Source organism: Janthinobacterium sp. GW456P (assembly GCF_002127655.1).
GTDB lineage: Bacteria > Pseudomonadota > Gammaproteobacteria > Burkholderiales > Burkholderiaceae_D > Janthinobacterium.
The window spans coordinates 55,649-81,661 of sequence record NZ_NEHB01000013.1 but is presented as its reverse complement, the minus strand read 5'-3'; the positions used below and the strand labels follow the sequence as shown (position 1 = coordinate 81,661).

The following is a 26,013-nucleotide window of genomic DNA, read 5'->3' as shown; positions in this document are numbered from 1 at the left end:
GGCGTCAGTGCGCTCCCGGGCTGCAGGCATGAACCGGATGGATGCGCGCAGTGGCCAGGGTCAGCCATGATACCAGCAGGCCGGCCACGGTCAAGAACAGCAGCCATGGCAGCGGTCCCCGTTCGGACAGGCTGGCCGCCAGCGGCGTGGCCAGGGACGACAAGCTCATCTGGATGGCGCCCAGCAGCGCGGCGGTGGAGCCGAGCGCGTGCTGTTGCGAGCCCATGGCCATGGCCATCAGCGCCGCTTCCGCCATGCCCAGGCCGAACAGGGCCACGAACATGCCCGGCACGACGGCGGCGATGCCGGCGCCCGCCCAGGCGCCGAGCAGGGCCAGTGCCGCGCCGCCCAGCATGGCCACGCTGCCTGCCACGCAGAGGCGCGCCACGCCGTGTTTTTCCACCAGGCGGCCGCTGGCCATGGCACCGAGCAGCACGGCCACGCCCGTGGCGCCAAACACGAGGCCGAAGCTGCCGGCGGACAGGCCGAAATCGCGCTGGTACACGAGCGAGGCGCCGCCGATGTAGGCGAACAGGAAAAAGAACGCGGCGGACAGGGCCAGCGCGGGCAGCAGGAAGGCGCGGTCGAGCGCGATGCGCGCATACGTGCGGTGCATGCCCTTCGGCGATACACGCTGCTTCAGCGGCAAGGTTTCCGGTAGGAACAGCGCGCTATTGAGCAGGGTCAGGGCGCCCAGCGCGGCCAGGGCCAGCATCACGACGCGCCAGCCGTAGTGCGCGTCGAGCAAGCCGCCCACGGCGGGCGCCAGCACGGGCGCCAGGCCCACGATGGTCATCAGGAGTGCGAACAGCTGCGCCGCTTTGACCCCATCGGCAACGTCGCGCACCATGCTCATCACCACGACCAGCGTCAGCGCCGCGCCCACGCCCTGCACCGTGCGCGCCAGCAGCAGCGTGTGCAATTGCTCCGCCTGCGACGCCCATATGGCGGCCACAATGTAGACGGCGATGCCGGCCAGCAGCGGGCGGCGCCGGCCCAGCAAGTCGGTGAGCGGCCCGCACAGCAACTGTCCGCCGCCCAGGGCCAGCAGGAAAACGGTCAGGCTCAGCTGCACATTCGCATAGGAGGTGTGCAGCTCGCGCGCCATGGCGGGCATCGAGGCCAGGTACATGTCGATGCCGGCCGGACCGAGCACGGCCACCAGGGCCAGGGAAGCCGCCAGCCCGAGACTGGCGGCGGGGAGAGTGGTTTGCTGCTGCATTGCGCTTCCTTCATCGTTCAAAAACACGGCATGGACATCGCCGTCTTTTTTATTGTACACTGACTGCCTACCGGTAGGTAGCTTGTTCAATCAATGAAAAGGATGGGAGCGATGAAAGAAGCAACGATGATGGGAGAGCTGACATGACGGAAGTGGGCATTTCGTTCAGCGGCGTGGCCGCGGCGCTGCTGTTTGCCGCCTGGAGTTCGCACCGCGCCCGCTGCGAGCGGCGCGATGTCGTGTGCCTGACGATACTTGGCACCGTGCTGGGGCTGCCCGGTGCCGTCTTGCTGGTCTTATAACGCGGCGCATAAAAAAACGGCAAACCTTGCGGCCTGCCGTTCTGTGACTTCCTGAATGCAGAGTTTCGACGCCTGACAAAACCGTAGCGAGCGTCAGTGATTTGTGGCCGAGAAGCGCAACCGTACTTTAGTACGGTGAGCATCGCCGGCCGCAAAGCGCGACGCGCAGTAGGTTTGGTCTGGCGTTATTCCTCTTCGTACGAGCTGATAGGCGCGCAACCGCAGAACAGGTTGCGGTCGCCGTACACGTTGTCAGCGCGGCCGACCGGCGGCCAGTACTTGCGCTGGCGCAGCGAGGCGACAGGGTAGGCCGCGATTTCACGGCTGTACTTGCGTTCCCAGTTGTCCGACATCAATACCTGTGCCGTGTGCGGCGCGTTTTTCAACGGGTTGTCGTCGTGATCGAATTCGCCGCTGGCGACCTTGGCGATTTCGCCGCGGATGGCGATCATGGCGTCGATGAAGCGGTCGATCTCCGCTTTCGATTCGCTTTCCGTCGGCTCGATCATCAGGGTGCCGGGCACCGGGAAGCTCATGGTCGGCGCGTGGAAGCCGAAGTCCATCAAACGCTTGGCCACGTCTTCGTTGCTGATGCCGGTGGCATCCGTGATCGGGCGCAGGTCCAGGATGCACTCGTGCGCGACCAGGCCGTCGTGGCCCGAGTACAGCACGGGGTAGTGCGGCGCCAGGCGGCGCGCGATGTAGTTCGCCGCCAGGATGGCCGTCTCGGTCGCTGCCGTCAAGCCTTCCGCGCCCATCATCGCGATGTACATCCACGAAATCGGCAGGATGCTGGCCGAGCCGAATGGCGCGGCGCTGACGGCGCCGATGCCCGCCGCGTCGCGCTGGTAGCCGGACGAACGCTGGTTCGGCAGGAATTTCGCCAGGTGGGCACCCACGCCGATCGGGCCTACGCCCGGTCCGCCACCGCCGTGCGGGATGCAGAAGGTCTTATGCAGGTTCAGGTGCGACACGTCGCCGCCGAACGAGCCGGGAGCGGCCACGCCGACCAGCGCGTTCATGTTGGCGCCGTCGATGTAGACCTGGCCGCCGTGCGAGTGGATGATCTCGCACAGTTCCTGGATGCCTTCTTCAAACACGCCGTGGGTGGACGGGTAGGTGACCATCACGCAAGCCAGGTTGGCGCTGTGCTTTTCCGCTTTCGCTTTCAGGTCGGCCAGGTCCACGTTGCCGTTGGCATCGCAGCTGGTGACGACCACCTGCATGCCGACCATGTTGGCCGATGCGGGGTTGGTGCCGTGCGCCGACGACGGAATCAGGCAGATGTTGCGGTGGCCTTCGCCGCGCGATTCGTGATACGCCTTGATCACCAGCAGACCCGCGTATTCGCCCTGCGAGCCGGCGTTCGGCTGCAGCGAGACTGCCGCGTAGCCGGTCAAGGCGCACAGCATCTCTTCCAGCTGCGCGATCATTTCGCGGTAGCCGACCGTTTGCGCATCGGGCGCGAACGGGTGGATGTTCGAGAACTCGGGCCAGGTGACGGGAATCATTTCGCTCGTCGCGTTCAGCTTCATGGTGCACGAGCCGAGCGGGATCATGGTGCGGTCCAGCGCCAGGTCCTTGTCGGCCAGGCTGCGCAGGTAGCGCAGCATTTCGTGTTCCGAGTGGTAGCTGTTGAAGACAGGGTGGGTCAGGTAGGCGCTCTCGCGCGCCAGCTGCGCCGGCAGGGCGCTGGTCACCGCCGCTTCGACGGCGTCCAGGTCAGGCGCGGCAGGCGCGTTGGCCAGGCCGTGCGCGAAGACCTTCCACAGCAGCGCGATATCGTCGCGCGTGGTGGTTTCATCGAGCGACACGCCGACGTGGGTGGCGTCGATCTTGCGCAGGTTGACGCCGTGGTGCATGGCCGTCGCGTGCAGTTGCGCCGCATCGGCGACATTGATGGTCAGCGTGTCGAAGTAGGTCGCGTTGACGACGCCGTAGCCGAGAGTTTTGAGGTTGGCGGCCAGCACGCCCGTAAAGCGGTGCACGCGCTGGGCGATCTGCAGCAGGCCGGCAGGGCCGTGGTAGACGGCGTACATCGAGGCCATCACGGCCAGCAGCACTTGCGCCGTGCAGATATTCGACGTGGCTTTTTCGCGGCGGATGTGCTGTTCGCGCGTTTGCAGGGCCAAACGGTAGGCCTTGTTGCCTTGCGCATCGACGGTCACGCCCACCAGGCGGCCCGACATATTGCGCTTGAATTCATCGCGCGTGGACAGGTAGCCCGCGTGCGGGCCGCCGAAACCGAGCGGCACGCCGAAGCGCTGGCTGTTGCCGACGACGACGTCGGCACCCCATTCGCCAGGAGGCGTGAGCATGGTCAGGGCCAGCAGGTCGGCCGCGACGATGACCATGGCGCCATTCGCGTGCAGTTTTTCCACGCCGGCGCGGTAGTCGCGCACGACGCCATTGACGCCAGGGTATTGCAGCAGTACGCCGAAGCAGGCGTCGAGCGACTCGATTTCGGCCGGGTCGAAGGTGCGCACTTCGATGCCGATCGGCTGGGCGCGCGTCTGCACCACTTCCAGCGTTTGCGGCAGCACGTCATTGGCGACATACAGCACGTTCGATTTCGACTTGCCTACGCGCTGGATCAGGGTCATCGCTTCGGCGGCGGCCGTGCCTTCGTCCAGCATCGAGGCGTTGGAGATGCCCATGCCGGTCAGGTCCGTGATCACTTGCTGGAAATTCAAAATCGCTTCCAGGCGGCCTTGCGAAATCTCGGGCTGGTAAGGCGTGTACGCCGTGTACCAGGCCGGGTTTTCAAAGATGTTGCGCAGCACGACGCCTGGCGTAAACGTGTTGTAATAGCCTTGGCCGATCAGGGATTTCAGGACCTGGTTCTTGCCGGCGATGGCTTTCAGGCGCGACAGGGCTTCCTGTTCCGGCATCGGCTGCGAGTAGGCGCCCAGGGGCAGGGCGCCCTTGTTGCGGATGTTGGCGGGCACCAGGGCGTCGATCAGCGCGGCGCGCGATGGATAGCCGAGGGTCGCCAGCATGGCTTGCTGTTCGGTGGCGGAAGGGCCGATGTGGCGGGCGATGAAGGCATCGCGTGCTTCGAGTTGGGTCAGGCTGGTGCGGGTCATGATATAGAGGCCAAAAAAGACTGAAAAACCGGGATGCGGCGCGCGGGCGCGGCGGCGGGGTATCGCTACAAAATCAAATGCAAACGGGCCGCAAACGCGGCCCGTGAATCAAACGCGATTACGCGCTGGTGCTGGCGCCATAGGCGGCGGCGTCGAGCAAGCCGTCCAGGGCCGACACGTCGGCTGGCTTGATCTTGAACAGCCAGTTGGCGTAGGCGTCGGCGTTGATCGATTCAGGCGAGTTGACCACGTCGTCGTTGACGGCCACGACTTCGCCGGCGATCGGCGCGTAGATGTCGCTCGCTGCCTTGACCGATTCCACCACGGCGGCGTCGTCGCCGGCGCCGTAGCTGTTGCCCACGGTAGGCAGTTCGACGAAGACGATATCGCCCAGCGCGTCCTGCGCGTACTCGGTGATGCCGACGGTGATGGTGCCGTCGCCTTCAAGGCGTACCCATTCGTGGGAAGCGGTGTACTTCAGGTCTGCAGGAATGTTCATGTGTGGCTCCAGATGGTAGGTGTTCGTTATTGATTATGGTTGTACGGTCTTGCGGGCGGCTCTATAAATACGCTTACGCAGCCAGGATTTTACCGTTACGCACGAAAGGCAGCTTGACGACGGAAGCGGCCAGCTGCTTGCCGCGGATTTCCACGTGCACGGTGTCGCCTGCCGCCACGCCGTTCGGCACGCGCGCGAGAGCAATGGCTTCCTGCATCGTCGGGCTGAAGGTGCCGCTGGTGATTTCGCCCGCAGCGTCGCTGCCGGCGATGATGACTTTCTGGTGCGCGCGCAGCACGCCGCCTTTTTCGCGCAGGATCAGGCCGACGAATTGCGCGTTCTGGCCTTTCGCCAGCAGGGCGGCCTTGCCGATGAAGTCGCGCTCGCTGACCAGGTCGATGGTCCACGCCAGGCCCGCGTCGAGCGGGTTGACGGTTTCATCCATGTCCTGACCGTACAGATTCATGCCCGCTTCCAGGCGCAGGGTGTCGCGCGCACCGAGGCCGGCCGGCTTGACGCCGGCGGCGATCAAGGCGTTCCACAGCGCTTCCACCTGGGGCGCGGCCACGCCGATTTCAAAACCGTCTTCGCCCGTGTAGCCGGTGCGCGCCAGCATGACTTCGCCGAAGGCCGTGTCCTTGACGATGACGACGTTGAAGGGCTTGATGGCTTCGGACGCGGCTTGCGTTTCCGGCAGCACTTGCCACACCTTGGCGCGCGCGTTCGGGCCCTGCACGGCTACCAGGGCCATCGGGTCGTTCGCATTGCGGCGTTCGGTAATCGTCAGGCCGCTGTTGGTGGCTGTATTTTGCTGCTGCATCCAGGCCACGTCTTTTTCAGCCGTGCCCGCGTTGACGACAAGGCGGAACCAGTTTTCGTTGAAGAAGTAGACGATCAGGTCATCGATGACGGTACCTTCGGCATTCAACATGCACGAATACAGCGCCTTGCCCGATACTTGCAGCTTGTCGACGTTATTGGCCAGCAAGCCGCGCAAAAAGGCGCGCACGTTCGGGCCTTCGATATCGACCACGCACATATGGGACACGTCGAACATGCCGGCGTCGCCGCGCACGGCGTTGTGCTCTTCGATTTGCGAGCCGTAGTTGACGGGCATGTCCCAGCCGCCGAAATCGACCATGCGGGCGCCGAGGGCACGGTGGGCGTTGTTGAGTGGGGTCGCTTTGAGCGTCATGGATTCCTCGGGACGAAGGTAAAGGGGAAGTTAACAGAACACACAGAGCCAACACGGCTTTCCGGCGTGATCACTGACCCCCCTGTCCTTTGTACCTGAGAGATTACGGGGGCTTGCCCCGTGCGCCCCTTCGGTGGGCCGCCGGCATGTGCCGCGGCCGCTCTCCAGAGTTGAGCTGTAGTGTCGCCAAAGCAACAACTTCAGTCCGCCTGATCGGTCCTTTTGCCTGAGAGTTTTTGGGTAGTGCCCCTTCGGCGGCAACGCTGGGTTGCCCTCTCCCGATCAAGTGGGAGGAATATATGCCAGCAGGGTGTTTCTGTCAATCTGAAAAGACGTTGCCAAATTGCAGCAAAAGCCCCGGTTTGCGGGGCTGGCAAGGGGGGATGTTCCGCTGCAAAAGGGCGCCCGGCCGCGCAGGAATGCGCTATGATGAAATCTTGGCTTTCTTGCGGGTGCCTGCCATGAACACTACACAAAGCGAGACGCAAAACAACACCGAGCAGCACGGTTATTTTACCCTCTCGGGCGACGTCAACAGCGACATGGTGCGGCGCGTCTTTAATGCCGCCGCCGACATCACGGAAGACAAGCTCACCACCGCGCACATCCTGATCCAGTCCAACGGCGGCTATGTCAGCGATGGCATCTGTCTGTACAACTTTCTCAGCAAGTTGCCGCTCGACATCATCACGTACAACGCGGGCGCCGTGGCGTCCATCGCCGTGACCCTGTTCCTGGCGGGGCGGCACCGCCATGCCAGCGACACGGCCCGTTTCATGGTGCACAAGTCGCATGCGACCGCCTCGCCCGGTTCGCGCCCCGATGCGCTCAGCATCATCGTCGAGGGCTTGCGCGCCGACGACATGCGCACCGAGCGCATCCTGCGCGGCCACGTCAAGCTGACGGACGAGCAGTGGCAGGTGCACGCATATTCGGACCTGCACCTGACGGCCGACCAGGCGCTGGAAGTGGGCATGGTCGAATCGATCCGCGACTTTGCGCCGCCCAAGGGCAAGCGCCTGACGAATATCTGACGCGCCGCCGGAGCGGCATCCGCGAGATATTTTCATATGGCAATTTCTGAGGTGGAAATTGTAATGGAATGTAATTCTTGTCCGTAGTTGATGAAAACCCGGGCGCAAGCGGGGCCAGTCGTGGCATAGTGCACGCTGATCATGAAATAAGCGTAGGCACGATGACTTGGTGGAATGGGATTTCTTTTGCGGCCGATATGTCCGTCATGGGGCCGGCTGGCGTGGCGATTGCTCTGTGGCTGCTCGCGTCGCGCCAGTGGCGGCTGGTACTCAGCTGGAGCTTGTGGTATGGCGGCGGCCTGGCCCTCGTGGTGCTGTCGAAGCTGGCCTTCATGAGTTGGGGCGTGGGCAGCAGCACGCTCGATTTTACCGGTTTCAGCGGTCACGCCATGCGCGCCGGTGCCGTGTTTCCCGTGCTGATGTATGTGCTGCTGCAGCGGGCCGAACCGCGCTGGCGCCATGCCGGTGTGCTTGTCGGCGTGGCCTTTGCCGTGCTGGTGGCCATTTCCCGCGTGGTCGTGCATGCGCACAGCGTGTCCGAAGCCGTCAGCGGCTGCGTGCTGGGCCTGGCGCTGGCGCTGGGATTCATGTGGAATGCCCGTGGCGCCGTCAATTTTACCGTCAGCCATGCGCTGGCCCTGGCCAGCCTGGCGCTGATGGTGTTGCTCAGCTTCAAGGCGGAGCCCATGCCGACCGAACAATGGCTGCAAAAACTGGCCCTGGTGCTGTCCGGCCATGAGCGCGTTTTTTCCCGCGCGGATTGGAAACTGGCGCAGGATGACCGTCCTGCCCCCTGATCGGCTGCCAGCAGGCACCTGGCGCGACGGTTTTTTGGCCAGAAAAGCATCAGGAAATGGTATGATGAACCACTTTTTTTGCGGCGAGCAGCCAGGCTGCCGTCGCGATGCGGCATCTGAACTGAACATGAACCGGGTTCACCCATAATATAAACGCCAGTATAGGCCAGGAACTCTAAAACACGTGCGTCTCTCTTCCATCAAGTTGTCGGGATTTAAGTCTTTCGTCGATCCCACCAATTTTCAGGTGCCAGGCCAGCTCGTGGGCGTGGTCGGGCCGAATGGCTGCGGCAAGTCGAACATCATCGACGCCGTGCGCTGGGTGCTGGGCGAATCGAAAGCGTCGGAACTGCGCGGCGAGTCGATGCAGGACGTCATTTTCAATGGCTCCACCCACCGCAAGCCGGCCGGCCGCGCTTCCGTGGAACTGGTGTTCGACAATAACGACGGCAAGGCGTCCGGCCAGTGGGGCCAGTACGCCGAGATCGCCGTCAAGCGCACCTTGACGCGCGACGGCACCTCGACCTATTACATCAATGGCCAGCCCGTGCGCCGGCGCGACATCCAGGATATCTTCCTTGGCACGGGCCTGGGGCCGCGCGCCTACGCCATCATCGGCCAGGGCATGATTTCGCGCATCATCGAATCGCGCCCCGAAGAATTGCGCGTCTTCCTCGAAGAGGCGGCAGGCGTCTCCAAATACAAGGAACGCCGCCGCGAGACGGAAAACCGCTTGCAGGACACGCGCGAAAATCTGCTGCGCGTGGAAGACATCTTGCGCGAACTCAATGCCAACCTGGAAAAGCTGGAAGCGCAGGCGGCCGTGGCCACGCGCTTCCACGCCTTGCAGGCGGACCAGGAAGAAAAACAGAAATTGTTGTGGCTGCTGCGCAAGAACGAGGCGCAAAACGAGCAGACGCGCTATTTCCGCGAAGTGGAACAGGCGCAGACGGACCTGGAAGAGCAGACGGCCAAGCTGCGCAATGTCGAGCTGACCCTTGAGCAGATGCGCCAGGCGCACTTTGCCGTGGGCGATCGGCTGCATACGGCGCAAGGCCATCTGTACCAGACGAATGCGGAAATCGGCAGCCTGGAAGCGCAGATCAAGTTCGTCATCGAATCGCGCGCCCGCCTGCAGGCCCAGCTGGCGACCTTGACGGCCCAGCGCGACCAGTGGACGCAGCAGGGCGGCGAATACCAGGAACAGATCGAAGAGGCGGAATTCCATCTCGAGGAACTGGCCGCCAAGGTGGAACAGTCGCAAATGATGGCCGAGCAGAAGGGCGAGCAATTGCCCGAGCTGGACGCGGCCTGGCGCGCCGCGCAAAACAAGAGCACGGAATCGCGCGCGCGGATTATGCAGGCCCAGCAGCAGCTGGAACTGGAATCGGCGCACCAGCGCAATGCTTCCAACATCCTCGCCAGCCTGTTGAGCCGCCGCGAGCGCCTGCAGCAGGAAAAGAACAGCCTCAGTTTGCCCGACAGCAGCCACCTGGAAAACCTGAAGCTGCAGCTGGAAGAAAAGCAGCAAACCTTGGAAGAACAAGGCTTCTACCTGGAAGAAGCGCTGGAGCAGCAGCCGAAGCTGGAGCAGGAGCGTGCCGAGGCGCAGGCGCAGGTCAATGCCGAAACGGCCGCCAACGCCCAGCTGGAAGCGCGTCTTTCCGCCTTGAAACAATTGCAGGAGCGGGTGCAGACGCAGGGCAAGGTCCAGCCGTGGCTGAAAAAGCACGAACTCGACACCTTGCCGCGCCTGTGGCAAAAGCTGCAGATCGAGGCGGGCTGGGAAGCGGCCATGGAATCGATCCTGCGCGAGCGCACGTCGGCCCTGCAACTGTCGAACATCGACTGGGCCAAGGCCTTTTTTGCCGACGCGCCGCCGGCCAAGCTGGCCCTGTTTGCGCCATCCACCGTGGCGCCGCTGCCGCTGCCGGACGTGCCAGGCCTGAGGCCGTTTTTGAACTTGTTGAAACTCAACGATCCCGGCTTGCGCGGCTTGCTGCAGGATTGGCTGTACAACGCCTACGCCGTGGAAGACGCGGCCGAGGCGCTGGCTGAGCGCGGCAAATTGCCGCCGGGCGGCTATTTCGTCACGCGCGCGGGCCACGTGGTCACGGCCACCAGCGTGCGCTTCTATGCGGCCGATTCGGAGCAGGAAGGTATGCTGGGCCGCCAGCAGGAAATCGATAATATCGGCAAGCAGTTGCGCGCCCAGCAATTGCTGGCCGAAGAGGCGCGCGCCCGTTCCGTGCGGGCCGACGCGGCCGTCGCCACCCTGACGCGCAACCTGTCCGACTTGCGCCTGCGCATACAGCAGCTCACGTCCTCCGTGCATACCTTGCAGCTGGACGTGGTCAAACTGTCGGAAGTGGAAGCGCGCTTCAACCAGCGCAGCACGCAGATCGGCGCCGACCTGGCGGAAATCGCCGCGCAGGAAGCGGAGCAGCAGCAGATCAAGGCCGAATCGGAAGAGAAATTCGAACAGCTGGACATGGAGCTGGGCAATTTGCAGGAAGCGCACGAAGACGGCCATACCGACTTTTTGCAGAAGGAACAGCGGCTGGCCGAAGCGCGCGAAGCCTTGCGCGACCTGGAGCGTGCCGCCAAGGATACGGAATACGCGGAAAAAGCCCACCGCGCGAAGATCGAGGAATTGCGCCGCAATATCGCCACGGCCAGTACGCAAGCCCAGCAAGTGACGGCCAGCCTGCAGGCGGGCGAACTGGAGCTGGCCAACCTGGAAAGCGGCGCGGCCGCCGACGGCTTGCAGGACTTGCTCGAGCGCCGCACCACGCAGGAGAAGGCGCTGGCCGACGCGCGTCACGAACTCGATCAAATTACGCAGCAGCTGCGCCTGTCCGAAGATGCGCGCACGCAATCGGAACGCAGCTTGCAGCCGCAGCGCGACAAGATCATGGAAATGCAGCTCAAGGAACAGGCCGCGCGCCTGAACCAGGAGCAATTCGCTCAGCAACTGCTGGAATCGGGCGCCGACGAGGCGGCCTTGACGGAAAAACTGCATCCGGACATGCGCCCATCGTATCTGCAGGGCGAAGTCACGCGCCTGACCAACGCCATCACGGCACTGGGCGCCGTCAACCTGGCCGCGCTGGACGAACTGGCGCAGGCGTCGGAGCGCAAGAATTTCCTCGACGCCCAGAATGCCGACCTGACGGAGGCGATCAATACGCTGGAAGACGCGATCCACAAGATCGACAAGGAAACGCGCGACTTGCTGCAAGACACGTTCGACAAGGTCAACCACCACTTTTCCGAGCTGTTCCCCATCCTGTTTGGCGGCGGCCAGGCCAGGCTGACCATGACGGGCGACGAGATTCTCGATTCCGGTGTACAAGTCATGGCGCAGCCTCCCGGCAAGAAAAATGCCACCATCCACCTGTTGTCCGGTGGAGAGAAGGCGCTGACCGCGACCGCATTGGTGTTTTCCATGTTCCGCCTGAACCCGGCGCCGTTCTGCCTGCTCGACGAAGTCGATGCGCCGCTGGACGATTCGAACACGGAACGCTTCTGCCGCATGGTCAAGCGCATGTCCGACCAGACCCAATTCCTTTTCATTTCGCATAACAAGATTGCGATGGAAATGGCCCATCAATTGATCGGTGTGACGATGCAGGAGCAGGGCGTATCGCGCATCGTGGCGGTGGACATGGAGTCCGCCGCAAATTTTGCAACCGAGGCACAAGCAGCATGACAGACCTTCAAATTACCTTGTTCGGCGCCGGCGGCGTCTTTATCGTCGGTGTTTTCTCGTACAACAAATGGCAGGAATACAAAGCCAAGAAAAGCGTGGAACGGGCCTTTTCCACCGACCACGACGATGTGCTGATGCGCGACGGCGACGTCCCCGCAGTGGAGGCCCAGGAACCCGTCTTGCGCCAGGAGCCGCGCTTTGAGGCCGCGCCCGCCGCCAAGGCCGAACCGTCGTTCGGCGCGCCGCCGCCGGCCCCCGTGCCCGACGCGCCCGTGCATGCGGAACCGTCGCTCGGCGATGCCGCTCCGGAAGCGCCTGCTGCCGTGGCCGCGCCGCCGCAGCAGGAAGTCAGCGCCGCCAGCGAACAGGCGACCAGCCTGGTCGACCCGCTCATCGATTGTCTGCTGCCTTTGTCGCTGGAAGCGCCCGTGCGTGGCGACAAGATCCTGCCCGTGCTGCAAACCCTGCGCCTGGTGGGCAACAAGCCCGTCCACTTCATCGGCCTGCACGTGAATGGCGACTGGGAACCGATCACCCATGGCGGTGTCTATACCAAGATGCAGGGCGGCGTGCAGCTGGCCAGCCGCAGCACGGCCCTGAATGAGCTCGAATACTCGGAACTGGTCACGCGCCTGCGCGGCGTTGCCGACGAAATCGGCGCCGAGCCGGAAGTGCCCGACATGATGGAAGTGATGGCCGAAGCGCGCAATCTGCACCGCTTCGTCGCCGGACACGACGCCCAGCTGGGCGTGAACTTGCACACGAATGGCGCGCCTTGGGCCATTTCCACCTTGCTGTTCGCGCTGGAAAAACAGGGCTTTGACGTGCGTCCGGACGGTCGTTTCGTCATGCCCGACGGCGAAGGCAGCCATCTGTTCTCGCTGTCGACGAATGTCACCCTGGCCGAGGAAACGACGCCCCGTTTGACACTGCTGCTCGACGTGCCATGCGTGGCGCCCGCGCGCGACGGCTTCGGCGCCATGGTCGCCTGCGCCAAGGCGCTGGTGGGCCGCCTCGACGCCACCATCGTCGACGATTACAACCAGGCCTTGTCCGATGCGGCGCTGGCCGAGATCGCCGGCCAGGTACAAGAGTTTTACCAGGAAATGGACGCGGCCGACATTCCGGCCGGTTCCACCCGCGCCCTGCGTTTATTTAGCTGAAGAATCCCGCAACAATGACTGATCCGATCAACCAGGACGCCGCCGCTCGCGTCCTGGCACTCACGGCCGAACTCAATCGGCATCTGCACGCCTACCACGTGCTTGACAATCCCACCATCCCTGACGCCGAGTACGACAAGCTGTTTGTCGAACTGCAAACGCTGGAAACGGCGCATCCCGACTTGCGTATGCCCGATTCGCCCACCTTGCGCGTGGGCGCGGCGCCCTTGCCGCAATTCGAGCAAGTCACGCACACGGTGCCGATGTTGTCGTTGAATAATGGTTTCACTGATGACGATATCGTCAATTTCGACCGCCGCGTGCGCGAAGGCCTGGACCTAGATGGTAGGGACGTCGACTATGCTGCTGAAGTGAAATTCGACGGCCTGGCCATCAATCTGCGCTACGAGCACGGCTTGTTCGTGCAGGCGGCCACGCGCGGCGATGGCGCTACGGGCGAGGACGTGACGGCGAATATCCGCACCATTTCCGGCATCCCTTTGCGCTTGCATGGCGACAAGATTCCAGCCGTGCTCGACGTGCGCGGCGAAGTGATGATGTTCAAGGGCGATTTTGCCCGTCTGAACGAACGCCAGCGCGAAGCGGGACAGAAGGAATTCGCCAACCCCCGCAATGCGGCGGCCGGCAGCTTGCGCCAGCTCGATTCGCGCATCACGGCGCAGCGCAAGCTGCGTTTCTATGCCTACGGCATCGGTGCGCTGGAAGGCGCCGCCATGCCGGTGTCGCATTCGGCCTTGCTGGACTGGTATGAAACCCTGGGCATCCCCGTGTCCAAAGAGCGCAAGGTGGTGCAGGGCGCGCAGGGCTTGCTTGCCTACTACGCCGATATCGGCACGCGCCGCCCAGCCTTGCCGTATGAAATCGACGGCGTCGTCTACAAGGTGAACGCCACGGAAGACCAGCAGGAGCTGGGCTTTGTGTCGCGCGCGCCGCGTTTTGCGCTGGCGCACAAGTTTCCCGCCGAGGAAGCGCTGACCGTGGTGCTGGGCATCGATATCCAGGTGGGCCGCACGGGCGCGATGACGCCCGTGGCGCGCCTGGCGCCCGTGTCCGTGGGCGGCGTGACGGTGACCAACGCCACCTTGCACAATGAAGACGAGGTGCTGCGCAAGGATGTGCGCGTGGGCGATACCGTCATCGTGCGCCGCGCCGGCGACGTGATCCCGGAAGTGCTGTCCGTGGTGTTGGAAAAACGCCCGGAACCTGCGCCGTCGCCGTTCAAGATGCTCGAAGCGTGCCCCGTGTGCGGCTCCCACGTGGTGCGCGAAGACGGCGAAGCCATCGCCCGCTGCTCGGGCGGCCTGTTCTGCTCGGCGCAGCGCAAGGAAGCGTTCCGCCATTTCGCGGGCCGCCGCATGATGGATATCGAAGGCCTGGGGGAACGTTATATCGATACCCTGGTCGAACTCGAGTATGTGCATGGCCTGGCTGACCTGTACAGCCTGACCCTGGATAAATTGCTGGAAATGAAGTTGCGCGCCGACGAGCGCGATGGTTCTACGCCGGAAACAGTGCAACAAGGCAAGATTCCCACCAAGTGGGCGGAAAATCTGCTGGCAGGCATCGAGGCCAGCAAGCGCCCGCCGCTTGAGCGTTTCCTGTTTGCGCTGGGCATCCGCCACGTGGGCGAATCGACGGCGAAGACCCTGGCCGAGTGGCTGGGCAGCCTGGATTATGTGCGTCGCGCGCCAGCGGCCTTGCTGCGCGTGCTGCCCGACATCGGCGGCACCGTGGCCGAGTCGATTGCCGATTTCTTTGCCGAAGAAAAGAACCAGCAGGCGCTGCAGGCCTTGCTGGACGCGGGCATCACGCCGCAGGGCGAACACGCGCCCAGCGCCAAGCTGCGCACGCAGCTCGAGGAAACCACTTTGCTGGCCGCCATCGGCATCCCTAAGCTGACGGAGCCGCGCAGCAGGCAGCTGGTGGAGCGGGGCGCGACCCTGGCCAGCCTGGCGGCGCAGGGCGCCAGCTTCCACGCGGGCTTGCCCGCCGCCGTGGCCGAAGCGCTGGCGCAATGGCTGGCCGATGAAGGCAATGTCAAGCTGCTAGGTCAATTGGACGCCCTGCGAAATGAATTACTGTCACAATTGCCTGAAATGCCAGCCGCTGGCGGCAAACTGGACGGCAAGACCTTTGTGTTGACTGGCACTTTGCCCAACATGAGCCGCGACGAGGCTGCGGAGTTGATCGAGGCGGCCGGTGGCAAGGTCAGCGGTTCCGTGTCGAAGAAAACCGGTTACGTCGTTGCCGGCTCGGACGCCGGCAGCAAGCTGGTCAAGGCGCAGGAGCTGGGCGTGGCCATACTCGACGAGGCTGGTTTGCTGACCCTGTTGGCGCAAGACTAATCATTCATTACAGAAGACCCATGAAAAAAATCAGAAAAGCAGTCTTTCCCGTCGCCGGCCTGGGCAGCCGTTTCTTGCCTGCGACCAAGGCGCAACCGAAGGAAATGTTGCCCATCGTTGACAAGCCATTGATACAGTATGCGGTCGAGGAAGCCGTGGCCGCGGGTATCACGGAAATGATCTTTATCACGGGCCGCAACAAGCGCGCCATCGAAGACCATTTCGATAAGGCCTATGAGCTCGAGTCGGAATTGGAAGCGGCCGGCAAGCGCCAGTTGCTGGAAATGGTGCAAAACGTCATTCCCAAGCACATCAATTGCATTTACATACGCCAGTCGGCGCCGCTGGGCCTCGGGCATGCCGTGCTGTGCGCGCGTCCCGTGATCGGCGACGAGCCGTTTGCCGTCTTGCTGGCCGACGATTTCATGGATGTGGAAGAGGGCGTGCGCCCCGTGCTGGCGCAGATGGCCGATGTGTTCCAGTATGAAAACTGTTCCTTGCTGGCGGTGCAGGACGTGCCGCGCGCGGAAACCAGGCAGTACGGTATCGTCAGCGCCCAGCATTATCAGCCTGACCTGGAGCTGGTGTCGGGAATCGTGGAAAAACCCTTGCCGGAAGAGGCACCGTCGACCCTCGCCGTGGTCGGCCGTTATGTGCTGACCAGCCGCATCTTCGAGCACCTGGAAAAAATCGGTGCAGGCGCCGGCGGTGAAATCCAGTTGACGGACGGCATCGCAGCCCTGATGCGTGAAGAGCGCGTGCTGGCTTACCGTTATAAGGGGCAGCGTTATGACTGCGGCTCCAAGCTTGGCTATCTGAAGGCAACGACGGCGATGGGCATGAAACACCCGGAAACGGGCGCGGCCTTCCGCACTTACCTGCAACAACTGCAATCGACACTGGACGCAAAATGACGGTACGTGAAATCCTGAAGATGGGCGATCCGCGCCTGCTGCGGATGGCCGAGCCCGTGCGTGAATTCGATACGCCCGAACTGCATGCCTTGATCGCCGACATGTTCGACACCATGCACGCGGCCAATGGCGCGGGCCTGGCGGCGCCGCAGATCGGCGTCAACCTGCAGGTGGTGATCTACGGTTTCAAGCAGAACCTGCGTTATCCGGACGCGCCGCAAGTGCCGGAAACCGTGCTGATCAACCCGGTGCTGACGCCTTTGTCGGAACGCAAGGAAGAGGGTTTTGAAGGCTGCCTGTCCGTGCCCGGCCTGCGCGGCAGCGTGCCGCGTTGGAGCGAGCTGCACTACGAAGGCGTGGACCAGTTCGGCCAGCCCATCAGCCGCGACTGCGACGGCTTTCATGCCCGCGTGGTGCAGCATGAAGTGGACCACCTGCACGGCATCCTGTATCCGATGCGTATCGTCGACTTCACGCAGTTCGGCTATACGGAAGTGATGTTCCCTGATTTGGATCCAAACGACGACGATTAATTGCCGTTTAACCTGGGGTCAGGCCCGGCGGGTCAGACCCCAAATGTTGCTGGCAGTAGCAGTGAATGAGTACAAAAAATGGCCGCGAGCATCAGCTGGGCGGCCATTTTTTATGCGGCAAGCGACGCTAGCGCACCTTGCGGCTGCTGCCCAGGTTGTCGAGCAAGGCTTTCAATTCATCCTGCATGGCATCCGTCAGGTTCAGGAAGCGGCAGCCGATCTGCACCTGCTCACCCAGCAGGAAGGAGCGGAAGGTGCGCGACAGGCGGATTTCCAGGTCGGCGATCATGACCTTGTCCGGCCCCAGTTCCAGGCGCACGCGCGACAGCTTGCGGCCCACGTACAGGCCTACCGTGTCGCGCGGATGGGCGCGCATGCCGATGCCGCCGGCCGAGAAATCATACAGCTGCAATTCATACGGACGGCCCTCGAGCACGAAGGCGGCCAGGTAGTACACGCCCAACGGTGTTTCCAGGCGCGCCGATTCGCGCCGTTCCAGGACCAGGCAATGGCTGGGGAAGTTCGTCAGGTAGACGTTCGGCCGCTCGGGATACGCTTGCCATTCGCCATTGATGGTGAACTGCAGTTTGGCGTTTTGTACCCACGACACAAACGTGGCGCCGCCAGGCGGCAGGGTCGCACCTTCATTCAGTTCCAGCACGAATTGCGGCAAGTCATCGTCGACGGACAGGACGCGCCCCAGGATGAGGTCTTCGCCGCCAGCCGGGTAGATGGAGATGGCGTCGCCGTTGTCAGCCAGGCTGCACAAGGTTTCGCCGATATCCCACGGATCGCTCATATGATGCGGCTTGGTGCCGGGGGCCATCGGCTCGGCCACGTCAGCCAGACTGGGCGCGCCCTTGCGCAGGGGATTGGGGATGGGATCGTTCACGACAGCGTATCTCTTTTGTTCTAATGGGGAATAGTGTATAGGTTTAAGGCAATATTTACTAAGTAAATCACAATAATTGATTTTATATCACTATATTCCTGTTGCTTATGCATGCTGGCTTGGCATGCCGCCTTGACGTCGCCGCTTAAAACTGTTCGTCTGCGCTCAAATAACGCCATTGGCCGGTCGGCAAGTCGCCCAGTTTGACCTTGCCGATGCGCACACGTTTCAAACCCAGCACCTTCAGGCCCACGGCTTCGCACATGCGGCGGATCTGGCGTTTCTTGCCTTCGCGCAAGGTAAAGCTCAGCTGGTCCTCGTTCTGCCAGCGCACCTTGGCCGGCAACAGCGGCTTGCCGTCGAGCCACAGGCCGTGGTTGAGCTTTTTCAGCTCGCTGTCGGGCAGGGTGCCGCCCTTGGTGTAGCTCACGCGCACCAGGTATTCCTTGTCGATGTCGGTATCGTGGCCGATCAGCTGCTTGGCCACGCGGCCGTCCTGCGTCAGGACCAGCAAGCCGACGGAATCGATGTCGAGGCGGCCGGCTGCCACCAGGCTGCGCAGCTGGGTTGGATGGAACTGTTCCGGGCTGCGGTCTTCCGCCCAGCGGTTTTCCGCCTTGATCAGGGCCACGGCCGGCGTGTAGCCGTCTTCGGCCTGGCCGCTGACGTAGCCGACCGGTTTGTTGATCAGCACGGTAACGCGCTTCGATTGCTCGGCCGCCGCCTGGCGTTCCACGGTGACGCGCTGGCTCGGGTAGACCTTGCTGCCCAGCTCGGACACCACCTTGCCATCTACGCGGACCCAGCCGCGGGCGATCCATTCATCGGCTTCGCGGCGCGAGCACAGGCCCAGTTCGGACATGCGTTTGGACAAGCGTAATAATTCTTCGGTCATGTTGTTTCAGTTTCAGTAAGGGTAGGCGCTGCGCGGAAAGCTTACACTTTCAGCGCATCGAGTAAATCGGTTTCCAGCAATATCTGGTTGCGGGCATTGTTGAGCGCGGGGCCGTCGACGAGGAAGACGTCTTCGACCCGCTCGCCCAGGGTCATGATCTTGGCCGTGTGCAAGTTGATGCGGTACTTGGTCAGCACGTTGGCGATCGCATACAGCAGGCCCGTGCGGTCGTTGGCCGCCACCGACAGCAGGTAGTACTGGCCCTTTTCATCGGGCCGCAAGTCTACCGTCGGCTGGAAGGGGAAGGTGCGCGACAGGCGCGACAGCCGTCCCTTGCCCGGCGGCGGCAGCGGCGTTTGCGACTGCAGCAATTCGCCCAGCTCATGCTCGATCAGGCTGATGATGTCGCGGTAGCTCTTGGCGAAGTTTTGCTCGGTGACGAGGAAGGTGTCGAGCGCATAGCCATTTTTCGTCGTGTGGATCTTCGCGTCGAGGATGCTGAAATTCTTGCGGTCGAAATAGCTGCAGATGCGCGCGAACAGGTCGGGCTGGTCGGGAATGTACACGGCCACCTGCAAGCCTTCGCCGATGGGCGCCAGCCGGCATTTTACCACCGGCAACTTGCTGTCGAGCTTGTCATACAGCGAGCGCGTCTGCCAGGCGATGTCGGACGCGTCGTGGCGCAGGAAATACGCCACGTCCAGCTGTTGCCACAGTTTTAAATGCGCATCCGGCGGCAAGCCGTACAGGCGCAGGGTGGCCAGCGCTTCCTGCTGGCGGTTCTTGAGCTCGCGGTCGGCCGTGTGCGGCTCGCCACCCAGCACGCGCAGGGTGATCTTGTACAGGTCTTCCAGCAGCTTGCCCTTCCAGGCATTCCATACTTTCGGGCTGGTGCCGCGGATGTCGGCCACCGTCAGCAGATACAGGCCCGTCAGGTGGCGTTCGTCCTTGACCACTTTCGCAAAGGCGGCGATGACGTCGGGATCGGACAAGTCCTGCTTTTGCGCCACTTGCGACATGGTCAGGTGATTTTCCACCAAGAAAGCCACCAGTTCCGTGTCATCAAACGACAGGCCGTGGTCCTGGCAGAACTGGGTGGCGTCGGCCACGCCGAGTTTCGAGTGGTCGCCGCCGCGGCCCTTGGCGATGTCGTGGAACAGGGCCGCCACGTACAGCAGCCACGATTGCGAGAAATCGGCCATCAGCTGGCTGCAGAACGGATATTCGTGCGCGTGTTCGCTCATCGTGAAGCGGCGCATGTTGCGCACCACCATCAAAATGTGCTGGTCGACCGTGTACACGTGGAACAGATCGTGCTGCATCTGGCCCACGATACGGCGGAAATTCGGCAGGTAGCGCCCCAGGATGCTCATCTCGTTCATGCGCCGCAGCGCGTGGATGATGCCGACGGGCGCCTGCATGATGCGCAGGAAGAGGGCGCGGTTGACGGGATCCTGGCGGAAGGCGGCGTCGATCTTGAAGCGCGCGTGCCACAGGGCCCGCGTGGCGCGCGAGGTCATGCCCTTCAGGGCCGGGCGCTCCGTCATCAGGACGAAGATTTCCAGCATGGCCGAAGGATATTGCTCGAACGTGTCGTCGGCGCTGATGTCGATCAGGCTGTTGACTTCATTGAAGCGCTCGTTGATGGGCACGGCCACGTCGTCTTGCGGGAACAGCCGCGCCTCGATGTTTTGCAGCAAAATCGTGTTGAGCTGGGTCACCGTCTTGGCGGCCCAGTAATAGCGTTGCATGAGGAATTCGCTGGCGCGGCGCATGTGCGGCCCGCTGCCCGTCGCTTGCAGGCCCAGCGATTCGGCGATCGCCGTCTGCACGTCGAACACCAGGCGGTCCTCGCGCCGTCCCGCGTGCAGGTGCAGGCGCACGCGGATATCCTTGAAGGCGCGTTCCTTTTCCATCAGCTGGCGCGCTTCCGTCAAGGTGATCAGGCCGCCGGTCGCCAGCGTGCGCCACGAGTTCGCCAGTCCGGCCGCCTTGGCGACCCACAGGATCACCTGCAGGTCGCGCAGGCCGCCCGGGCTTTCCTTGCAATTCGGTTCCAGGCTGAAGGCCGTGTCTTCGTACTTGGCATGGCGCTGTCGCATTTCCGCCGTTTTTGCCTGGAAGAAGGCCTGCGGGTCCATGGCCGCGTCATAGCGCTGCTGCAATTGCGCGAACAGGTCCGCGTTGCCGCACACGAGGCGCGCTTCGAGCAAGCTCGTTTGCACGGTAATGTCGGCCTTCGATTCGACCATGCATTCATCGACGGTGCGGATGCTGTGGCCGATTTCCAGGCCCAGGTCCCACAGCAGTTGCACCAGTTCCTCGAGCTTTTCCTGCGTGGCGGCGTCCGGCGATTGTTGCAGCAGGATCAGCAGGTCGACGTCGGAATACGGAAATAGCTCGCCCCGGCCATAGCCGCCCACGCCCACCAGGGCCGTGCCTGGCGGCAAACCTGCCTCCTGCCAGGCCCGCGCCAGCACGCCATCGACGCTGTGGCGCAGGCTGCGCAGCAATTTTTCAGGCTTGCCGTCGGCCTGGAAGGCGGCAATGACGACCTGGCGGTCGGCTTTCAGTTGCTGTTTCAGCTGTTCCCGAACTTGCTTTTTCATCTGGGCCCTGGGTGGCGGTGGGTCGGGTGGGGGCAGGCTTGATTAATGGCGCTTTTATAATGGCGCTTATCAGGCTTTCTTGCCGATAAAGGCGGGCGGCGGCGGCATGCCCGGCGAGACGGTCAGCACTTCATAGCCCGTTTCCGTCACCAGCACCGTGTGCTCCCATTGCGCCGACAGGCTGCGGTCCTTGGTTTTGATGGTCCAGCCATCGTTCATTTCGCGGATTTCGCGGCGGCCCGAGTTGATCATCGGCTCCACCGTGAAAATCATGCCCGCTTCCAGGCGCTCGAGGGTGCCTGGCTTGCCGTAGTGCAAGACTTGCGGCTCTTCATGGAAGACCTTGCCGATGCCGTGGCCGCAGAATTCGCGCACCACGCTGTAGCCGGCCTTTTCCGCGTGCTGCTGGATGGCGTGGCCGATATCGCCCAGGTGGGCGCCCGGCTTGATCTGATCGATGCCCAGCCACATGCACTCATAGGTGATTTCCGACAGGCGCTTGGCCAGGATGGTCGGCGTGCCGACGAGGAACATGCGGCTGTTGTCGCCGTGGTAGCCATCCTTGATGACGGTGATGTCGAGGTTGACGGAGTCGCCGCTTTTCAGCACCTTGTCGCCGGGAATGCCGTGGCAGATGACGTCGTTGACGGAGGTGCAGATGGCTTTCGGATAGGGCGTGTAGCCGGGCGGGCAGTAGTTCAGCGGGGCAGGGATGGTGCCTTGCACGTTGACCATGTATTCGTGGCACAGGCGATCGAGTTCGCCCGTCGTGACGCCGACCTTGACGAAGGGGGTGATGTAGTCGAGTACTTCGGCGCCGAGCTTGCCGGCGATGCGCATGCCTTCGATGTCGGCGGCGGTATTGATACGGATGGTGGACATGGTGTGATTCGCAATCTGCAAGAATTCAGGTGAAAAGCACAGACGATTCCTGCTGTATGGGGAAAAGTCTGCAAATATGCCGAAATTATAAACGAGGCGCCCTGAATCCGCCGCCTCCTTCCTATGGCCGGGAGGGGATTTGTGGGGAGGCAGCGGATGAAAAGGCGGGGCGGCCACGCCTTGCACCATCGTGGTGCGCCGGCTGTTTCCGCAGGGCGCGCGATTTGCGGTGCGGACTTGATGCGGCAGGCATTTCAGTGTAGAATCCCGGGTTGCTTGAATTCTCTTTTAAGCAATGCAGTAAAACAGTGTCTTTAATTTATATAAACACGCGAATCCGGTCGACAAGGGTGCCTGTATGGTGACTGATCGGATTCCAGACCCAACCCTGGAGTTAATAATGTCCGTAACAATGCGCGAAATGCTGGAAGCCGGTGTCCACTTTGGTCACCAAACCCGTTTTTGGAACCCAAAAATGGCACCGTTCATCTTCGGCCATCGCAACAAGATCCACATCATCAACCTGGAAAAAACCATGGCGATGTACCAGGACGCAATGAAGCACGTGCGTCAACTGGCTGCAAACCGTGGCACCATCCTGATGGTTGGCACCAAGCGTCAAGCTCGCGAAATCATCGCTGCTGAAGCACAACGCGCTGGCGTGCCTTTCGTTGATCAACGTTGGTTGGGCGGCATGCTGACCAACTTCAAAACGATCAAAACCTCGATCAAGCGTCTGAAGGACATGGAAGTGATGATCGAAGACGGTTCGATCGAGAAGCTGTCGAAAAAAGAAGCGCTGATGTTCTCCCGCGAAATGATCAAGCTGCAAAAATCGATCGGCGGCATCAAGGACATGGGCGGCGTTCCTGACGCAATCTTCGTCGTCGACGTCGGCTACCACAAAGGTGCGATCACCGAAGCAGCTAAACTGGGTATCCCGGTCATCGGCGTTGTCGATACCAACCACTCCCCAGAAGGCGTGAACTTCGTGATCCCAGGTAACGATGACTCCTCGAAAGCCATCATGTTGTACGCTCGCGGTGTTGCTGACGCAATCATCGAAGGCCGTGCAGCTGCCGGTAACGAAGTTGTTGAAATGGTTAAAGCAGCCGCTGGCGACGAATTCGTCGAAGTAAACGAACAGGCTTAATGGCCAGGCTGTCGCAAGATAGCCGTTTGTATGCACAGCAGTAAGGGAAAAGGGGTGGCAGCAGCTCCCCCTTTTTTTTAACAAAAAAACGATAGTGACCGCTGGCGAGGCATGCATGCCCGGCCGCGACTATCGACTCACCGAATCAGGAGAAACACATGGCAGCGATTACAGCAGCGATGGTAGGCGAATTGCGCGGCAAAACCGACGCACCAATGATGGAATGCAAAAAAGCACTGACCGAAGCCGAAGGCGACATGGCGCGTGCGGAAGAGATCCTGCGCGTCAAACTGGGCGGCAAGGCATCGAAAGCATCGGCGCGCATCACCGCTGAAGGCGTCGTGGCAACCTACATCGCCAATGGCGTAGGCGCCCTGGTCGAAGTGAACTCGGAAACCGACTTCGTTGCGAAAAACGACGATTTCCTGGCACTGGCCAACAACGCTGCCCGTCTGGTAGCGGAACACAACCCGGCTGACGTAGCTGCCCTGCTGGCCCTGCCGCTCGACGGCAAGACCCTGGACGAAGTGCGCGCTGCCCTGATCGGCAAAATCGGCGAAAACATGACCATCCGCCGCTTCCAGCGTTTCGAAACCAGCGCCAAGCTGGCTTCCTACCTGCACGGTTCGCGCATTGGCGTGATCGTCGAATTCGACGGCGCCGATGAGCAAGTCGGCAAGGACGTGGCCATGCACATCGCCGCCATGAAGCCAGTGTCGCTGTCGTCGAACGAAGTGCCAGCGGAACTGATCGAAAAAGAGCGTTCGGTTGCACAACTGAAAGCCGAAGAAGACGCAGCCAAAGCGGCCGCCGAAGGCAAGCCAGCGCAATCGCCGGAAATCCTGGCCAAGCGCCTGGAAGGTTCCGTACAGAAGTTCCTGAAAGAAGTTTCCCTGCTGAACCAAGCTTTCGTGAAAAACGACAAGCTGTCGGTTGAGCAAATGCTGAAGGCGGCTAACACCAGCGTCAAAGGTTTCGCCATGTATGTAGTGGGCGAGGGCATCGAGAAGAAGCAAGACGACTTCGCAGCAGAAGTCGCAGCACAGATGGCTGCCTCCCAGGGAGCGTAAGTAAAGCGGGCCGAGAGGCCCGTTTTTTTGGCCCGCCCGCACTTGTCGTGCCGGGCGGCGGCATGGGCAGCCCGCGCGCCTATCCGGCGCTGCAAGGCGCTGCGCCATGTCATACTCGAATAACCTCATTTATGGAGCCCCAGCTCATGTCAAAACCAGCCTACAAGCGCGTCCTCCTCAAGTTGTCCGGCGAAGCCCTGATGGGCGATGATCCCTACGGCATCAACCGCGCCACGATCGAGCGCATGGTGGCCGATGTGGCCGAGGTGGCGAAGTTGGGTGTGGAACTGGCAATCGTGATTGGCGGCGGCAATATCTTCCGCGGCGTCGCGCCTGGCGCGCAAGGCATGGACCGTGCCACCGCCGATTACATGGGCATGCTCGCCACCGTGATGAACGCCCTGGCCCTGGCCGATGCCATGCGCCATGTCGGCATCACCGCGCGCGTCATGTCGGCCATCGGCATCGAACAAGTGGTCGAGCCGTATGTCCGCCCGAAAGCCCTGCAATACCTGGAAGAAGGCAAAGTGGTCGTCTTCGCCGCCGGTACCGGCAATCCCTTCTTCACCACCGACACGGCAGCGGCCCTGCGCGGTTCCGAGATCAGCGCCGAGATCGTCCTGAAGGCCACCAAGGTCGACGGCGTCTACACGGCCGATCCGAAGAAGGATCCGAACGCGACCCTGTTTAACACGATCACGTTCGACGACGCCATCGCCAAGCACCTGCAAGTGATGGATGCCACCGCATTCGCCCTGTGCCGCGACCAGAAACTGCCGATCAAGGTGTTTTCGATCACCAAGCCGGGCGCACTGATGCGCGTGATTCTCGGTGAAGACGAAGGTACGTTGGTTCACGTGTAACAGACACAATTTTAATAGTAGTTATCATTAATAACGCCTGATAAAACCGTGGCGAGCGGAAGGAAGTTGTGGCCGAGAAGCGCAACCGTACGAAGGTACGGTGAGCATCGCAGGCCGCAAATGCCGATGCGCAGCAGGTTTTAACAGGCGTCACCACAGGAGAGCAGCATGTCCTTAGCTGACGTTAAAAAGAATGCCCAGGAACGCATGACGAAATCGCTGGAAACACTGCGGGCCGATCTGGCCAAAGTGCGTACCGGCCGCGCCCATACGGGTATCCTGGACCACGTGATGGTCGAGTACTACGGTTCGCCGACGGCACTGACCCAGGTCGCCAACGTGACCCTGATCGACGCGCGCACCATCGGCGTGCAGCCGTACGAGAAGAAGATGGCCAACACCATCGAAAAAGCCATCCGCGACGCCGACCTGGGTCTGAACCCATCGGCACAGGGCGACCTGATCCGCGTTCCGACGCCGCCGCTGACGGAAGAGCGCCGCAAGGAAATGGTCAAGCTGGTCAAGAGCGAAGCCGAAGACGCGAAGATCGCCGTGCGTAATATTCGCCGCGATGCGAACGAGTCACTGAAAAAACTGGTCAAGGAAAAAGCCTGCTCCGAGGACGATGAGCGCCGCTCGTCGGAAGAAGTGCAGAAGCTGACGGACAAGTTTATTGCCGACATCGACAAGATGGTTGTCGACAAAGAAAAAGAAGTGCTGACCGTCTAGTTTTCAGTCCTTTTGGCGCTGCCCGGGAAAGCACGGCTTTTCCGGGCAGTGCTATTTGGAGCATAATAGTTATCTTTTATTTTTTGGTATTCGTGTT

General features: G+C 62.1%; 20 protein-coding genes and 2 riboswitches. Of the genes, 12 read left to right on the top strand and 8 right to left on the bottom strand.

The window, feature by feature from the left end; all coding sequences use genetic code 11:
- Nucleotides 1-4 precede the first annotated feature (4 nt).
- Entirely contained in the window at nucleotides 5-1,222 is a 1,218-nt protein-coding gene (locus CBW66_RS13805) for a Bcr/CflA family efflux MFS transporter (RefSeq protein WP_086137790.1), read from the bottom strand.
- 143 nt (nucleotides 1,223-1,365) lie between these two features.
- Between CBW66_RS13805 and CBW66_RS28985 the strand changes: the two genes are divergently transcribed.
- The gene (locus tag CBW66_RS28985) at nucleotides 1,366-1,524 is read left to right on the top strand and encodes a hypothetical protein (RefSeq protein WP_170932866.1); all 159 of its coding nucleotides are present in this window, start codon (nucleotides 1,366-1,368) and stop codon (nucleotides 1,522-1,524) included.
- A gap of 185 nt (nucleotides 1,525-1,709) precedes the next feature.
- Here the strand turns inward: CBW66_RS28985 and gcvP are convergent, their stop codons facing one another.
- The 3 genes from gcvP to gcvT form a co-directional block, all read right to left on the bottom strand.
- Complete coding sequence (gene gcvP / locus CBW66_RS13800) at nucleotides 1,710-4,610, bottom strand: aminomethyl-transferring glycine dehydrogenase (RefSeq protein WP_086137723.1); 2,901 nt, start codon at nucleotides 4,608-4,610, stop codon at nucleotides 1,710-1,712.
- 118 nt (nucleotides 4,611-4,728) lie between these two features.
- Nucleotides 4,729-5,109 carry a glycine cleavage system protein GcvH gene (gene gcvH, locus CBW66_RS13795; protein ID WP_086137724.1) on the bottom strand — a complete coding sequence of 127 codons (381 nt, stop codon included), beginning with the start codon at nucleotides 5,107-5,109 and terminating at the stop codon, nucleotides 4,729-4,731.
- Between the two features lie 73 nt (nucleotides 5,110-5,182).
- Nucleotides 5,183-6,304, bottom strand: coding sequence for a glycine cleavage system aminomethyltransferase GcvT (gene gcvT, locus CBW66_RS13790; RefSeq protein WP_086137725.1), 1,122 nt, complete (start codon nucleotides 6,302-6,304; stop codon nucleotides 5,183-5,185).
- Nucleotides 6,305-6,376: 72 nt separating this feature from the next.
- A riboswitch (glycine riboswitch) is annotated at nucleotides 6,377-6,482 on the bottom strand.
- 26 nt (nucleotides 6,483-6,508) lie between these two features.
- A riboswitch (glycine riboswitch) is annotated at nucleotides 6,509-6,595 on the bottom strand.
- A 170-nt stretch (nucleotides 6,596-6,765) separates the two neighbouring features.
- On the opposite strand from gcvT, the gene CBW66_RS13785 reads away from it, so the two are divergent.
- The 7 genes from CBW66_RS13785 (at nucleotide 6,766) to def (ending at nucleotide 16,823) form a co-directional block, all read left to right on the top strand.
- The gene (locus CBW66_RS13785) at nucleotides 6,766-7,338 is read left to right on the top strand and encodes an ATP-dependent Clp protease proteolytic subunit (protein WP_070221578.1); all 573 of its coding nucleotides are present in this window, start codon (nucleotides 6,766-6,768) and stop codon (nucleotides 7,336-7,338) included.
- 161 nt (nucleotides 7,339-7,499) lie between these two features.
- Nucleotides 7,500-8,135 carry a phosphatase PAP2 family protein gene (locus CBW66_RS13780; protein WP_230492262.1) on the top strand — a complete coding sequence of 212 codons (636 nt, stop codon included), beginning with the start codon at nucleotides 7,500-7,502 and terminating at the stop codon, nucleotides 8,133-8,135.
- A gap of 184 nt (nucleotides 8,136-8,319) precedes the next feature.
- Nucleotides 8,320-11,847, top strand: coding sequence for a chromosome segregation protein SMC (gene smc, locus CBW66_RS13775; protein WP_086137727.1), 3,528 nt, complete (start codon nucleotides 8,320-8,322; stop codon nucleotides 11,845-11,847).
- Nucleotides 11,844-13,010 (top strand): cell division protein ZipA C-terminal FtsZ-binding domain-containing protein, encoded by a 1,167-nt coding sequence (locus CBW66_RS13770; RefSeq protein WP_086137728.1) that lies wholly within the window; start codon nucleotides 11,844-11,846, stop codon nucleotides 13,008-13,010. The genes smc and CBW66_RS13770 overlap by 4 nt, the downstream gene beginning before the upstream one ends.
- 14 nt (nucleotides 13,011-13,024) lie before the next feature.
- Complete coding sequence (ligA, locus tag CBW66_RS13765; protein WP_086137729.1) at nucleotides 13,025-15,376, top strand: NAD-dependent DNA ligase LigA; 2,352 nt, start codon at nucleotides 13,025-13,027, stop codon at nucleotides 15,374-15,376.
- A gap of 20 nt (nucleotides 15,377-15,396) precedes the next feature.
- Nucleotides 15,397-16,290, top strand: a complete 894-nt coding sequence (galU, locus tag CBW66_RS13760; protein WP_086137730.1) for a UTP--glucose-1-phosphate uridylyltransferase GalU — start codon at nucleotides 15,397-15,399, stop codon at nucleotides 16,288-16,290.
- Entirely contained in the window at nucleotides 16,287-16,823 is a 537-nt protein-coding gene (def, locus tag CBW66_RS13755; RefSeq protein ID WP_070221525.1) for a peptide deformylase, read from the top strand. Before galU ends, def begins: the two co-directional genes overlap by 4 nt.
- 127 nt (nucleotides 16,824-16,950) lie before the next feature.
- On the opposite strand, the gene CBW66_RS13750 is transcribed toward def, so the two are convergent.
- The 4 genes from CBW66_RS13750 to map form a co-directional block, all read right to left on the bottom strand.
- Nucleotides 16,951-17,715, bottom strand: coding sequence for a flagellar brake protein (locus CBW66_RS13750; RefSeq protein WP_083287073.1), 765 nt, complete (start codon nucleotides 17,713-17,715; stop codon nucleotides 16,951-16,953).
- Nucleotides 17,716-17,860: 145 nt separating this feature from the next.
- Nucleotides 17,861-18,610: a pseudouridine synthase gene (locus CBW66_RS13745; protein ID WP_034752263.1), complete on the bottom strand. Its 750-nt coding sequence runs from the start codon at nucleotides 18,608-18,610 to the stop codon at nucleotides 17,861-17,863.
- Between the two features lie 41 nt (nucleotides 18,611-18,651).
- A complete protein-coding gene (locus CBW66_RS13740; protein WP_086137731.1) occupies nucleotides 18,652-21,219 on the bottom strand; it encodes a [protein-PII] uridylyltransferase in 2,568 nt (855 codons plus the stop codon).
- Nucleotides 21,220-21,288: 69 nt separating this feature from the next.
- Entirely contained in the window at nucleotides 21,289-22,101 is an 813-nt protein-coding gene (gene map / locus CBW66_RS13735) for a type I methionyl aminopeptidase (RefSeq protein ID WP_086137732.1), read from the bottom strand.
- A gap of 400 nt (nucleotides 22,102-22,501) precedes the next feature.
- Here map and rpsB point away from each other — a divergent pair, with 400 nt between their 5' ends.
- From rpsB to frr, 4 genes are all read left to right on the top strand, one after another.
- The gene (gene rpsB, locus CBW66_RS13730; RefSeq protein ID WP_086137733.1) at nucleotides 22,502-23,254 is read left to right on the top strand and encodes a 30S ribosomal protein S2; all 753 of its coding nucleotides are present in this window, start codon (nucleotides 22,502-22,504) and stop codon (nucleotides 23,252-23,254) included.
- Nucleotides 23,255-23,412: 158 nt separating this feature from the next.
- Entirely contained in the window at nucleotides 23,413-24,324 is a 912-nt protein-coding gene (gene tsf, locus CBW66_RS13725; RefSeq protein ID WP_086137734.1) for a translation elongation factor Ts, read from the top strand.
- 146 nt (nucleotides 24,325-24,470) lie between these two features.
- Entirely contained in the window at nucleotides 24,471-25,187 is a 717-nt protein-coding gene (gene pyrH / locus CBW66_RS13720) for a UMP kinase (RefSeq protein WP_086137735.1), read from the top strand.
- Nucleotides 25,188-25,355: 168 nt separating this feature from the next.
- A complete protein-coding gene (frr, locus tag CBW66_RS13715) occupies nucleotides 25,356-25,916 on the top strand; it encodes a ribosome recycling factor (RefSeq protein WP_086137736.1) in 561 nt (186 codons plus the stop codon).
- The last annotated feature ends 97 nt before the right edge of the window (nucleotides 25,917-26,013 follow it).

Coding starts and splice junctions, on each gene's coding strand:
- CBW66_RS13805 (WP_086137790.1), bottom strand. CDS start 1,222: ATGCAGCAGCAAACCACTCTCCCCGCCGCCAGTCTCGGGCTGGCGGCT.
- CBW66_RS28985 (WP_170932866.1), top strand. CDS start 1,366: ATGACGGAAGTGGGCATTTCGTTCAGCGGCGTGGCCGCGGCGCTGCTG.
- gcvP (WP_086137723.1), bottom strand. CDS start 4,610: ATGACCCGCACCAGCCTGACCCAACTCGAAGCACGCGATGCCTTCATC.
- gcvH (WP_086137724.1), bottom strand. CDS start 5,109: ATGAACATTCCTGCAGACCTGAAGTACACCGCTTCCCACGAATGGGTA.
- gcvT (WP_086137725.1), bottom strand. CDS start 6,304: ATGACGCTCAAAGCGACCCCACTCAACAACGCCCACCGTGCCCTCGGC.
- CBW66_RS13785 (WP_070221578.1), top strand. CDS start 6,766: ATGAACACTACACAAAGCGAGACGCAAAACAACACCGAGCAGCACGGT.
- CBW66_RS13780 (WP_230492262.1), top strand. CDS start 7,500: ATGACTTGGTGGAATGGGATTTCTTTTGCGGCCGATATGTCCGTCATG.
- CBW66_RS13770 (WP_086137728.1), top strand. CDS start 11,844: ATGACAGACCTTCAAATTACCTTGTTCGGCGCCGGCGGCGTCTTTATC.
- ligA (WP_086137729.1), top strand. CDS start 13,025: ATGACTGATCCGATCAACCAGGACGCCGCCGCTCGCGTCCTGGCACTC.
- galU (WP_086137730.1), top strand. CDS start 15,397: ATGAAAAAAATCAGAAAAGCAGTCTTTCCCGTCGCCGGCCTGGGCAGC.
- def (WP_070221525.1), top strand. CDS start 16,287: ATGACGGTACGTGAAATCCTGAAGATGGGCGATCCGCGCCTGCTGCGG.
- CBW66_RS13745 (WP_034752263.1), bottom strand. CDS start 18,610: ATGACCGAAGAATTATTACGCTTGTCCAAACGCATGTCCGAACTGGGC.
- CBW66_RS13740 (WP_086137731.1), bottom strand. CDS start 21,219: ATGAAAAAGCAAGTTCGGGAACAGCTGAAACAGCAACTGAAAGCCGAC.
- map (WP_086137732.1), bottom strand. CDS start 22,101: ATGTCCACCATCCGTATCAATACCGCCGCCGACATCGAAGGCATGCGC.
- rpsB (WP_086137733.1), top strand. CDS start 22,502: ATGTCCGTAACAATGCGCGAAATGCTGGAAGCCGGTGTCCACTTTGGT.
- tsf (WP_086137734.1), top strand. CDS start 23,413: ATGGCAGCGATTACAGCAGCGATGGTAGGCGAATTGCGCGGCAAAACC.
- pyrH (WP_086137735.1), top strand. CDS start 24,471: ATGTCAAAACCAGCCTACAAGCGCGTCCTCCTCAAGTTGTCCGGCGAA.
- frr (WP_086137736.1), top strand. CDS start 25,356: ATGTCCTTAGCTGACGTTAAAAAGAATGCCCAGGAACGCATGACGAAA.